General features: G+C 69.7%; 10 protein-coding genes. 6 read left to right on the top strand and 4 right to left on the bottom strand.

Annotation, left to right across the window (positions count from 1 at the left end):
* Positions 1 to 2 precede the first annotated feature (2 nt).
* On the top strand, positions 3 to 2,264 hold the full coding sequence (locus CYFUS_RS33060) for a type I polyketide synthase (RefSeq protein WP_095988850.1): 2,262 nt from the start codon (positions 3 to 5) through the stop codon (positions 2,262 to 2,264).
* A 347-nt stretch (positions 2,265 to 2,611) separates the two neighbouring features.
* Here the strand turns inward: CYFUS_RS33060 and CYFUS_RS33050 are convergent, their stop codons facing one another.
* Positions 2,612 to 3,676, bottom strand: coding sequence for a threonine aldolase family protein (locus CYFUS_RS33050; protein WP_332468305.1), 1,065 nt, complete (start codon positions 3,674 to 3,676; stop codon positions 2,612 to 2,614).
* 253 nt (positions 3,677 to 3,929) lie between these two features.
* Here CYFUS_RS33050 and CYFUS_RS33045 point away from each other — a divergent pair, with 253 nt between their 5' ends.
* Positions 3,930 to 5,555, top strand: a complete 1,626-nt coding sequence (locus CYFUS_RS33045) for a HEAT repeat domain-containing protein (RefSeq protein ID WP_095988847.1) — start codon at positions 3,930 to 3,932, stop codon at positions 5,553 to 5,555.
* Positions 5,556 to 5,642: 87 nt separating this feature from the next.
* On the opposite strand, the gene CYFUS_RS33040 is transcribed toward CYFUS_RS33045, so the two are convergent.
* Positions 5,643 to 7,187: a M4 family metallopeptidase gene (locus CYFUS_RS33040; RefSeq protein WP_095988846.1), complete on the bottom strand. Its 1,545-nt coding sequence runs from the start codon at positions 7,185 to 7,187 to the stop codon at positions 5,643 to 5,645.
* 220 nt (positions 7,188 to 7,407) lie between these two features.
* Between CYFUS_RS33040 and CYFUS_RS33035 the strand changes: the two genes are divergently transcribed.
* From CYFUS_RS33035 to CYFUS_RS33025, 3 genes are read left to right on the top strand one after another with little or no spacing between them, the layout of a single operon-like run.
* A complete protein-coding gene (locus tag CYFUS_RS33035; RefSeq protein WP_095988845.1) occupies positions 7,408 to 7,842 on the top strand; it encodes an organic hydroperoxide resistance protein in 435 nt (144 codons plus the stop codon).
* 23 nt (positions 7,843 to 7,865) lie between these two features.
* Positions 7,866 to 8,309: a MarR family winged helix-turn-helix transcriptional regulator gene (locus tag CYFUS_RS33030; protein WP_095988844.1), complete on the top strand. Its 444-nt coding sequence runs from the start codon at positions 7,866 to 7,868 to the stop codon at positions 8,307 to 8,309.
* 49 nt (positions 8,310 to 8,358) lie between these two features.
* Positions 8,359 to 9,321, top strand: coding sequence for a hypothetical protein (locus CYFUS_RS33025; RefSeq protein WP_095988843.1), 963 nt, complete (start codon positions 8,359 to 8,361; stop codon positions 9,319 to 9,321).
* Between the two features lie 10 nt (positions 9,322 to 9,331).
* Here CYFUS_RS33025 and CYFUS_RS33020 read toward each other — a convergent pair whose 3' ends face one another.
* Positions 9,332 to 9,712: a VOC family protein gene (locus CYFUS_RS33020; RefSeq protein WP_095988842.1), complete on the bottom strand. Its 381-nt coding sequence runs from the start codon at positions 9,710 to 9,712 to the stop codon at positions 9,332 to 9,334.
* Positions 9,713 to 9,946: 234 nt separating this feature from the next.
* Between CYFUS_RS33020 and CYFUS_RS51115 the strand changes: the two genes are divergently transcribed.
* On the top strand, positions 9,947 to 10,414 hold the full coding sequence (locus CYFUS_RS51115) for a hypothetical protein (RefSeq protein WP_157758800.1): 468 nt from the start codon (positions 9,947 to 9,949) through the stop codon (positions 10,412 to 10,414).
* Between the two features lie 8 nt (positions 10,415 to 10,422).
* Here the strand turns inward: CYFUS_RS51115 and CYFUS_RS33010 are convergent, their stop codons facing one another.
* Complete coding sequence (locus CYFUS_RS33010; protein ID WP_095988840.1) at positions 10,423 to 11,457, bottom strand: ATPase; 1,035 nt, start codon at positions 11,455 to 11,457, stop codon at positions 10,423 to 10,425.
* Positions 11,458 to 11,496 lie beyond the last annotated feature (39 nt).

The following is an 11,496-nucleotide window of genomic DNA, read 5'->3' as shown; positions in this document are numbered from 1 at the left end:
TCATGTCCGAGGAAATCAATTACCGGCAGTTGCTCCAGCAGCAGTTGGTGAAGATTCGCAAGCTGGAGGCGCGGCTGGAGCAGGCGGAGGCGGCGCGTCGGGAGCCCATCGCCATCGTCGGCATGGGCTGCCGGCTGCCGGGAGGGGTGGAGGGGCCGGAGGACTTCTGGGAGTTGATGGTGCGGGGGGTGGACGCCACGAGCGATGTGCCTCCGGACCGGTGGGACGCGGAGGCCCTGTTCGGCACGGAGCCGGGGAAGATCGGCACGAGGCGGGGGGGCTTCCTGAAGGACGTGGACCGGTTCGACGCCCGGTTCTTCGGCATCTCGGAGCGTGAGGCGGAGCGGATGGATCCGCAGCAACGTCTGGTGTTGGAGGTGGCGTGGGAGGCATTGGAGCGGGCGGGGCACGCGGTGGATCGTGCGAGGCGCGAGCGGGTGGGTGTGTTCGTGGGGGTGATGAACAACGACTACGGGCAGCGGGTGTTGGATCAGGAGGGGCTCGCGGGCATTGATCCCACCTTCATGGGGGCACGCGCCAACTGCGCGATCTCCGGGCGGCTGTCCTATCTGTGGGGCTTCCAGGGACCGAGCCTCGTGGTGGACACGGCCTGTTCCTCGTCACTGGTGGCGGTGCACCTGGCCTGTCAGAGCCTGCGCAACGGGGAGTGCAACGTGGCGCTGGCGGGAGGGGTGAACCTGCTGCTCTCGCCGGAGGTGAGTGTCTATCTTTCGAGCAGCGGAGCGCTCTCGCCGGACGGGCGGTGCAAGAGTTTCGACGCGTCGGCGGATGGCTTTGGCCGGGCGGAGGCGTGCGGGGTGCTGGCGCTGGAGCGGTTGTCGGACGCGCGAGCGCGTGGCGCCAACATCCTGGCGATCATCCGGGGCTCGGCGGTGGGACATGACGGACCGAGCAGCGCTTTCTCGGTGCCCAATGGGGTGGCGCAGCAGGGAGTCATCCGGCAGGCGCTCCAGAGCGCGGGAGTTGCCCCGGCCGAGGTGAGCTATCTGGAGGCACACGGCACGGGGACGGCGATGGGAGATCCCATCGAGGCCGAGGCGATGTGGTCGGTGTTGAAGGAGGGGCGCCAGGGGGGCGAGTCGCTGTGGATGGGCTCGGTGAAGACGAACGTGGGCTATCCGGAAGCGGCCTCCGGGGTGGTGGGGATGATGAAGGTGGTGCTGGCGATGAGGCATGGCCAGTTGCCGGCGCACCTGCACCTGAAGACGCCCAACCCCCGCATCGACTGGGCGAGCATGGCGGTGAAGGTGCCCGGGGAGCTGACGGCGTGGGCGCCCACACAGGGGGCGCGCATCGCGGGAGTGACGTCCTACGGGCGGACGGGGACGCTGGCGCACGTGGTGCTGGCGGAGCCTCCTCCGCGGGTGGAGCCCGAGCGGCGCCCGGAGCGGCCCGGGCACGTGCTGGTGTTGTCGGCCCGGAGCGAGGAGGCGCTGCGGGCGCAGGTGGAGCGTTACGCCCGGTTCCTGGAGACGAGCACTGAGTCTCTGGGGGACGTGTGTTTCTCGGCGGCGGTGGGGCGGACGCACTTCGAGCACCGGCTGGCGGTGGTGGGGCGCGATGCGCGGCAGGTACGCGAGCGGCTGCTGGAAGCGCGAGGGGGGAGCAAGGTGGCTCCGGGCGCGCTGGCGCCGGACGTGACGTTTGTCTTTGGCGGGGACGGGGGAGCGGCTGGAGGCCGGGAGCTGTACGACACCCAACCGGCGTTCCGAGAAGGGCTGGAGGCCTGTGCGGCGGCCGTGAAGGACTTGCTCGGAGAGCCCTTGGTGGGGCTGATGTATGGGGATGGGGCCGGGCGGTGGAAGGACGCGTCCCAGGAGCGGATCGCGGTGTTCGCGCGGCAGTGGGCGCTGGCACGGATGTGGCGGGCGTGGGGTGTGCGGCCCACGGGGGTAGCGGGTGAGGGGGTAGGGGAGTGGGTCGCGGCGGTGGAGGCGGGGGTGCTCGGGCTCGAAGCGGGACTGAGACGCGCGGCGGGGGTGGTGGGTCCCGCCGTGGATTGGGCCTCGGCCGTGCTGCCCCGGGTCACGCGGGCACGTGACGCGGGTGTGCGATTGGATCTGGGACGCGCGGACGGCGCGGAGTGGAGCCAGGTGTTGGAGACACTCGGCGCCTTGTACGTCCGGGGCGTGGAAGTGGATTGGGCGGCCTTCGACGCGCCCCATGCGCGGCGCCGGATCGCGCTTCCCACCTATCCCTTCCAGCGTCGGCGCTATTGGCTGACGCCCGCCGTGTCTCAGTAGAGACAGGTCTTCGACGAAGGGTCACACTCCAGTCCGTTGTAACAGACATTGTCCGCACAGCAGCGCTGTTTGAAGGACCCACAGCCCGGGGGAATGAGAAGCCCTTGGGCGGAGGTGTCGTTTGAGACTGCCTCCGTCATGGGGGTGGCCTCCCCCTCGCCCGTGTTGACGTCCTCGGGAAGCTCTCCACCACATGCGGAGGCAACGGCCATGCACAGCAACATGCAGACGCTCTTCAAGGATCTCATCGAGTGCTCCTTCTGGGGATCGGCCCCGGCGGAGTATGACCCGGACACGTGGGGGGACATAAGGCCCTTCGTGATTGATTTCGCCCGATGTTGTCCGGGTCACGCGGGTTCGAGCAGCCGGAGGAGGGCGCGCACGGCCTGCGCGTCATCGAGACCCGCGAGCCCTTCACCCACCTGCAATTCCGTCTCGACGACTCCCGGGACGCGCGTCGGGCTGAAGCCGTTCGTCAGCCAGATGGAGTCCTCTTGCGCGATGCGATCCCTCTGGCGCGAGAACGCGGCGGGATCCCCGCGCAGGAAGACCCGGAACAGGTTCGTCTGCACGGGCCTGGGGAGCACCACGAGGCGGGAGTCGGCGGCGAGGGCCTCGGTGAGGGACTTCGCGCGCTGGACGTAGGCGGGAATGCGGCCCAGGACGTCGTCCAGGCGCATGGCCGCGGAGGAGACGTAGGGCAGCATCTGGAAGATGTTTCCCCCGTGCCGGTGTCTCCACATCCGGGCCGTGCGGATGAAATCCTTTCCTCCCACCACCATGGCCCCGCCCAGGGCGCCCACCATCTTGTAGAAGGAGACATAGACGGAGTCGAAGCCCCGGCAGATGTCCGCGTACGAGCGGCCATAGAAGGGCTGGCTTTCCCACAACCGGGCGCCGTCCATGTGCAGCTTCACCCCGCGCTCGCGGCACGTGTGCTTGAGCTCCTCGAGCTGCTCCCACGTGGGCAACTGCCCGCCCAGCCAGCGCACGGGCATCTCGACACTGACCATGCCCAGGCGCTCGCGAGCGTTGCGCACGTCACCGGCGAGCACGGGTCGGGACCAGGGACAGAGGAGGACGGGCTGGAGTCCGTGGAGCACGGTGTGGCTGTCGTCCTCGTGCAGCACGTGGTGGGAGGACGGGTGGAGGCCCACGGTCCGCGTGCCTCCCTCGTCCGCGTAGATGCGCAGCGCGATGAGCTGGCCCATGGTGCCGGTCGGCATGAAACACCCGTCCTCGAAGCCGAGCCGTTCCGCGACGCGGCGCTCGAAGGACTGGATGAACTCGCTGTTGCCGTACACGTCTGACTGGAGGCCCTGGTCGCGAATCCACTCACCCAGGCGGATCAACTCGGTGCCCGCGTCCGCGGTGGAACTCAACGTGAACGCGGCGCGGCAGCTTCGCCTCAAGTGGTCGCCTTGCACGGGCACGGGTCCCATTGGCCCGGGCTTCGGAGTGGCGGGACTCGGGGCGGTCTTCCCGGAGGACTTGGGAGCGGCATTCGCCGGACGTGGCAGGAGGGAGGAGCCCGCCAGCAGGCTCGTGAGGGAGAGAAACTCTGCTCGGCTGAGGTGTCGAGGGTTCATGCGGGATTCTCCAGGACGGCGTCGCGCACTCCTCAGTGGAGCACGAGTGTCGGCGAGCCTAGATTCCCGAGCGCTCGTGTCTACCTCTCCCCGATTCGTCTGGTCCTCGCGCTCGGGCATCCGCGCGCAACTGTTGACCTTCCTGGACTCACTGCCCGCGGGGGACTTCGGCGCCCGGGTCCGCGTACTCCGGCTGTTGCGCCTGTTCGGCGGCGAGGACGAGCTTCCCCGCGTGCGGGTGCTCCTGCTCGATCCCCAGGAACACTTCACCGTGCGCTCCTGGGCGCTCGGACTGGGTCTCCACCTGGGACTGCGGCTGTCGGGCGCCGAGCTTTCCACGCTCCTGGGTGCCAGCGCGCTCTCTCCATCCCAGGAGGACGCCCCAGTCCTGGAGGCGTACCGGTGCCTGCGCCTCGTGCGGGCGGAGGAGGACATCCCCTGGGTGGAGGCGAGCCTGCGCCGGTGGTCGCCCTGGGAGCGCGCGGACCTCCTCATCCAGTCGCGGCGTGAGGGAGAACCGCTGCCCGCGCCCGTCCTGACGTGGCTGTACACGCGCTGGTGTGAGGAAGATCGGCGGGCCCTGGAGCGGGAGCCGGGAGGCCCGGAGCGCAACCTCCAGGTCGCGGCGGCCACCTGGACGCGGCCGGAGTCATGGGCGCTGCTCGCCCGGGAGTCGCGGAACCTGCCCACCGAGGGGCCCATGCCCCGGGAAGCCCTGCACCAGTTGTTGAGTGCGGACCCCGAGGCCCTGCACCAGGCGGCGAAGGCCTTGCGTCTGCCCCTGCCCACGCTCCTGGTCTGCCTCGGGCGGGAGGGGCTGCTGCGGCGCCTGGAAGAGGTGCTGCATGCCCAGAGCCTCTCGCTGAACGTCGCCTATGGACTCATGCCGGCCCCGGAGGACTACCCGTGCGCCCTCGAGGTGCTGGCGGAGTGGCCCGAGGCCCGTGCGTTGCGGCTGCGCTACCTGTGCGACTTCGGCGTGGCGCTCGATCTCCGGAGGGAGTTGCTGCGGCAGCTCTTCCAGCGGGAGCGGGCCACGGCGGTGCGCTGGGCCCTGGCCGCGTGGAAGTGGCCCGAGAACCTGCCCCTGGTGTGCACCGTGCTGCGGGAGGCGGCGGGCTCGGCCGAACCCGGGGACCGTCCGCTCTTCCTCGCGGCGCTGGCGGGGACGGATGACGCGGCGGCGTGCTTCGCCCTCGAGGGGTTGCTCGCCCTGGACGAAGCCGGTCCGGCGTGGCTCGAGCGGCTCGAGGCCCTGCTCTATGCAGCGCATCCGCTGGTGCGTGTGCGCGCGGCGGCGGGGCTCTTGCGGTGGGGGCGCGCGGAAGGGGGCGAGCTGTTGAGGCGCACCGCGCGGGAATCCGACGAGCCGTGGCTGCGGGCCGAGGCGTTGCGCTGGCTCGGAGCGCTGGACGCCCCGGGGCACGTGGAGCTGCTGGAGCGGGGGCTGCGGGACGAGACGTGGGAGAAGAAGCTGTGGCCCGGAGCGGACGAAGCCGCCTGGGCGCTGTTCCGGTGGGGAACGCCCGAGGCGCTCGGGGCCCTGCTCACCGCCTGGCTGCACGGCGGTACCGCCGACGTCGAGGACTACCTGGCGGCGCACCTGGCGCGTCAGGCGGGACGCCCCTTCGAGCACCTGCCTCTGCCCCGGACGCGGGCCCTCGTGGCCCGGTACATCGAGCAGCCCTTCGCGGGCGGGTAGAGGCGGGAGAGGAGAGGCGGAACAAAAGGGACGGGCCGGTTCCCCCCGCCAGGGAAACCGGCCCGCTTCAACCAGACTGGACTGGAATCAGTTCACGCTGACGGCGGTCCAGGCGGCGGCCACGGCGTTGTACTGGGTGCTGCCCGAGCCGAAGAGATCCTTGGCGGCGCTGAGCGTGGCGGTGCGGGCGCCGGCGTACTTGGTGCTCGAGGTCATGTACACGGTGAGCGCGCGGTACCAGATCTTCTCCGCGGCGGAGCGGCCGATGCCGGAGAGCGTGGAGCCGTTGCAGGTGGTGCTGCCCGTGGAGCCCTCGGCCAGCAGGTAGAAGAAGTGGTTGGCCACGCCGCTGGAGTAGTGCACGTCCAGCGAGCCCACGGAGCTGGACCAGCAGTTGGCCGACTTGCCGTCCTTGGAGGGGTTGGCCATGTAGCGCAGCGCGTCGCCGGAGGTGCCCGGCGTGTAGATCTTCTCGCCGATGAGGTAGTCGCCCGGGTCGCTGGCGTTGGCGGCGTAGTACTCCACCATGGAGCCGAAGATGTCGCTGGTCGCCTCGTTGAGGCCGCCGGACTCACCCGAGTAGACGAGGCGCGCGGTGCGGCTCGTCACGCCGTGGGTCATCTCGTGGCCCGCCACGTCGATCGCCGTCAGCGGGGTGAAGGTCGTGCCGTCGCCATCGCCGTACGTCATGCAGAAGCAGCTGTCGGACCAGAAGGCGTTGTTGTAGCGGCTGCTGTAGTGCACGCGGTTGTAGCCCGTGCCTCCCGCGCCATCGATGCCGTTGCGGCCGTGGATGTTCTTGAAATAGTCGTACGTCTTCTGGATGCCGTAGTGGGCGTCCACGCCCGCCGACGCCGCGTTCGACGTGGTGCCGTTGCCGAAGCTGCTGGTGGTGCTGGTGAAGACGCTTCCGCCGCTCGTGCCGTTGGCCAGGTTGAGGGTGTAGAAGCCGTTGCCGCGCGACGGATCCCTCATCTCATAACCCGTCGAGATGCTGTTGGTGGCGATGGACACCGCGCCCAGGTAGAGCGAGTTGCCCGTGCTGGTGGTGGCGGCGGTCTCGATCGCGTCCGCGGTCTCGAGCACCGCGCCCGTCTGGGCGTTGATCACCACGTGCAGCTCGCTGGGCGTCCCGTCGTCCTTGACGCCCTCGAGCACCACCTCGTAGGCGGCCACCGGCTTCTCACCCCGGGCGAAGACGACGAGCTCCGCGGAGGCCGAGCCCCCGTCACGCTTGCCGATGAAGGCGCGCTCGGCGAGCTGCGTGGCGCGCTCGGCGCTCAGGGAGGGCTTCACGCTCAGGCCCTGGAGGCTCTCCGGGCCGGCGTGGGTCAGCTCACGCAGGGCGCCGTTCTGGCTCTGGTGCGACACGAAGTCGCCGCCGAGCACGCGCAGCCCCTGGAAGCGCCGGTCGAACCGGACGTGGCTGTCCCCGTTGTCATCCAGGATGGCGCCGCGCGCCACGAACTCCTCGCCCTCCTGCTGGCGGCTCTTCAGGGCCGCCTGGGCCTGGGCTACCGCGCCCGCGCCCTCGACCGCGTCGAGCTCCACGGAAGAGGTCACATTGTTGGAGGTGCTGCCACAACCGACGAGCGTCAGGGTCGCCAACGAGGCGAACAGCTTTCGAGACATGGGGTCGCTCCGGGGGACAACGAGGCGGCATGCCTTCTATCAATGTCTTTTATTCTTGTAAATGAGGATTTGGGAGGAATCAGGGTAATTCGTATCTGTCTTGTATTTTGGCTGCAAAGCATCGGTCGGAGGGGCCGAAATGAATCGTGCACGATTCAGTTGCATTCGATTCAGATTGGGATAGATTCTGCTCACACCGCAGCCGAACAGGAGAACACACATGAGCCAGTCCCCCGTTGCCCTCGAGAAGCGCCTGTACACCGCCGTTGCCACCGCCACCGCCGGCCGTGAGGGTCGCGCCAAGACGGACGATGGTCTGCTGGACGTCGCCCTGGCCCCGCCGCGCGCCCTGGGCGGCAATGGCAACGGCACCAACCCCGAGCAGCTCTTCGCCGCTGGCTACGCCGCGTGCTTCGGCAGCGCGCTCGGCCACGTGGCCCGCGCGAAGAAGATCACCACGGGCCCGGTCAGCATCACCGCCCACGTGACGATTGGCTCGGTGGGGCAGGGCTTCGGGCTGGCCGTGGAGCTCACCGCCTCCATTCCCGAACTGCCGCGCGACCAGGCCGAGGCGCTGCTGCACGCCGCGCACCAGGTGTGCCCGTACTCCAACGCGACGCGCGGTAACATCGCCGTCGACCTGCGTCTGGCCTGAGCGGCGGATAGATTGGAAGGGCGATGACCGACGTTCTTCGACTCGATGATCAGCTCTGTTTCGCGCTCCACGCGGCCTCCCGCGCGATGACGGGCGCGTACCAGCCCCTGCTCGAGGAACTCGGCGTCACCTATCCGCAGTACCTCGTCCTCATGGCGCTCTGGGAGGAGGATGGCGCCCGGGTGTCGAGGCTTGGCGAGCGGCTCTACCTCGACTCCGCGACGCTCACGCCGCTGCTCAAGCGCCTGGAGTCCCGGGCGCTGGTCGAGCGGCGGCGCAGCCGTGTGGACGAGCGCGTCGTCGAGGTCTTCCTCACCCCCGAGGGAAAGCGGCTCGAGCAGCGGGCGCTGGAGTTGTTTCCCCAGCTCGTCTGCAAGACGCGGCTGTCCCTCGGGGAGATCGTGCGCCTGCGCGACACGCTGCGAAAGCTCACGCGGACGCTGCACGAGGCCACCGGGGAGGAGTAGCCGCCGGGGGGTTTTCCGGCGAGCCTCCTTCCTGCTACGTCCGTCATCCATGGACGAGAGCCGCGCGCTGCGAGACGAGCTGGAGCGGGTCCAGGGTGAGCTGCGCCAATCGAAGGAGGCGCTGACCCGGCTGAGGGCGCACCATGCGCGGGAGCGGGATTCGCTCGTGCGGCAGTTGGAGGAGGCTCAGCGCGAGCTGGCCACGCTGCGCGCCCGGGTGTCCGAGGGCCTCTCGCGCGAGACGCCCGTTCCCTCGTCCGCGAGCCCGGCGGCGCCAACGGGAGCCAACCCCACCGGCAGTACCGGGCTCGTGGCGCTCCTCGAGGTGCCCTCCCTCCAGGACGAGGAGTCCCTGCGGCGGCTGGAGCGGGTGACGCGGCTGGGCCTGGCCGATCTGCGTCTGCGCCTGGCGGCGCCGCCCCCGGTCATCCTGACCCGACTGCCTCCCCGGGAGGCGCGGAGTCTCCGGGACGCGCTGCGCGCCGAGGGCTTCAAGGCCGTGGAATGTGAGATGCCCTCGCTCTCCGCGAGCCCGCGGCTCGTGCGCCGCTTCCTGCTGGGAGAGACGGGGCTGCGGTGGGAGGCGGAGCGGGGCGAGCGCGGGGAAGTGGCGTGGAGGGAGTGGCGCCTGCTGGTGCTCGGCCGGCGGAGCACCTTCACGGAGGAGACGCAGGAAGAAGTCCTCTACGATCACCGGGGCGTCAAGAAGACGCGGACCGTGGAGGTGCGCAAGGAGTCCATGGCCCATTTCCTGTGGGGGTATGGCGAGGGGTTGTGGCTGTCGTTCACGCAGGAGACGGACTACGCGGGCCTGGGTGAGCGGCGGGGGTGGTCGCACCTCGCCAGCCTCCAGGCCCTGGTGGACAGGGTGCGCGAGCGGGCGCCCCAGGTGGTGTTCGATGACAGGCTGCTGAGGGCACCCACGCCGTCGCTGCCCCTGGTGAACCCGGAGCGGGCCCACGAGACGATCGCCGAGCTGCTCTGGCGAGCCGTCCTGGACGGGCTGCTGTAGGGCTCGCGGCTCAGGGCCACACGTTGGCGTTGGTGGCGTCCAGGGGGCCGCGCTGGGGGCGGACGACGCAGAAGCGCTGGCCCGAGGGCGCCTCCATGACCCACCAGCGCTTGACGAACGCCACCCGCTTCGCCCCGAGCGCCTCGAGCCGTTGGACCTCCGCGTCCAGGTCGTCCGTCTCGATGTCCAGGTGGATGCGGCCCGGATGGTCCACCTGCTGGAGCAGGAGCATGGGCTCCTCGGGCTTCGCCGACACCGAGCGGTAGGTGGGGCTGTCGGGCACCGGCGGCTCGGCGGCTCTGCCGAGGGCCTGACTCCAGAACGAGGTGGACGCGTCGAGGTCGTCGGTCTTGCAGTCGATGACGAAGGCACAGAGTCGGCTGTGGTGCATGGCTTCTCCTGGGCAGGGGTGGCGGGCCCTGTATACCGCGCCTTGTAGCTCCACGGACAACAGCCGGCGTGGGTGATGAGGAATTGTGACAGTCCTTGGCCGTGCCCTGTTGCCTCGCGAGCAACAGATTGGAAGGAGGAGAGGATGGAGTTCACGGAGGGTGATGAGAGGAATTGACGGCTCCAGGTGAGGTTTGTACGGTGACAAGCCAACCCACCAACCCAGGAGTCGAACATGAAGCACTCGCTGCTCGTACTCGCGACGCTTGTCCTTTCCATCGTGTCTGGCTGTGGAGGAACGGAAGTGGAGACCGGCGAGGAACTCCTGGCGCAAAGCCAGAGTGCCCTTGCCACCTGTTCGACGACCTGTCCGAGAGGAAACACCATTTCCTGTCAGGGGACGAGCTGCTCCGCCTCGGATGGCGTCAGTGTGACGTGTGACGGCTTCATCACGTCCTGTCGGCTGATCCCCGTGCCGATCTGCTCGAACCTGGCCAACTCGTGCTCGAACGTCAACGGGCAGGCGTGTCTCTCCGGCAGCACGCGCAACTGCTGCATCGGCGACTCCAACACGGGGACCTGCACCTGCAGGAACTCGAAGTGGTCGTGCCTCCTGGTGGTGGACCCCGGCCCGTTCGATCCCGGTCCGTTGGATCCCAGCCCCTGGGAGCCCGGTCTGGATCCCGTGAAGCCGCGCTTGTAGGCCGCGTCTCAGCCCACCTGGCGCGGGGCCTCGCGGTCGGCGCGCAGTCCCTCGCGCACGGAGTCCAGGAGCTGCTCCGAGCGCAAGGGGCCCGACAGGAAGTCCTGGGCGCCCAGGGCCCGGGCCCGCGCCTCGTCGCGCGAGCGGCCCACGAGGACGAGCTGGGCCCGCATACCCCGCCGCTTCACGCTCTCCACGGATTGCAGCGGCGCGAGCACCACCTCGCGCCCGCTCGCCTTGCGCACGTCCTCGGTCCGTCCCACCCGGGCGCGCAGGCCGCCTTCCTCCAGCAGCGCCATCAGCCCCCGCGTCGCCTTCACGCCCCAGCCGTACACCCACACCTCCGGCGGCAGCTCCCTCGGGGTCATGGGGAGCACATCCACCCGGCGCAGCTCGGGCTCGGTGAGGCGCTGGGCCTCGGGGGCCTCGTGTGTCAGGGGCAGCATCACCGGCAGCCCGTCCGGAGCCTCGACGGACACCTGGGCCTGGCGCTGGAGCATCTGCCCCATCGACAAGCACTCGGAGCGCTCCGTCACCAGGGGCAGCTTCTCGTCTGCCTCGGGCAGGGGAATGGGCTCCACCGGGCGTCGCGCGTCGAGCAGGTGCGGGTAGTAGAGCCGCTCGATGGCCTGGGAGATGGCGGCATCGGTGGCCAGCAGCGTCACCACGCGCACCTTGCCCGTGCGCCGCGCCACCTCGTCCAGAGCGAGGGGATCCGCGGGGGCCGCGGTGGCCACCACGAGCACCGAGTCACGCGGGCCTTCCTGGCGCAGGGGGATGACGCGGCAGCTCTCCGCCACGCTCACGGGCAACACGTCCACCAACTGGGGATCCAACAGCTCGGCGTCCAGGTCCACCGTGGGCAGTTGCACCTGGGAGGCGAGCAGCTCCAGCACCTCGTGCGCGGAGCAGAAGCCCATGTCCACCACCACCTGGCCCAGGGGAACGCCCCACTTGTGGTGGTAGCCCAGGGCTGCCCGGAGTTGCAGCTCGTCCACGAGCCCGTTCTCCCGAAGCAGATCCCCCAGCTTTTTCTTCCGCATTCCCGTGACCTCTGGTGGTGAGTCGCCGAGCGCGCTCCT

It is taken from the genome of Cystobacter fuscus, assembly GCF_002305875.1.
GTDB lineage: Bacteria > Myxococcota > Myxococcia > Myxococcales > Myxococcaceae > Cystobacter > Cystobacter fuscus_A.
Note: the sequence above shows the minus strand (reverse complement) of the source record. Positions and strands in the feature narration are given on the sequence as shown.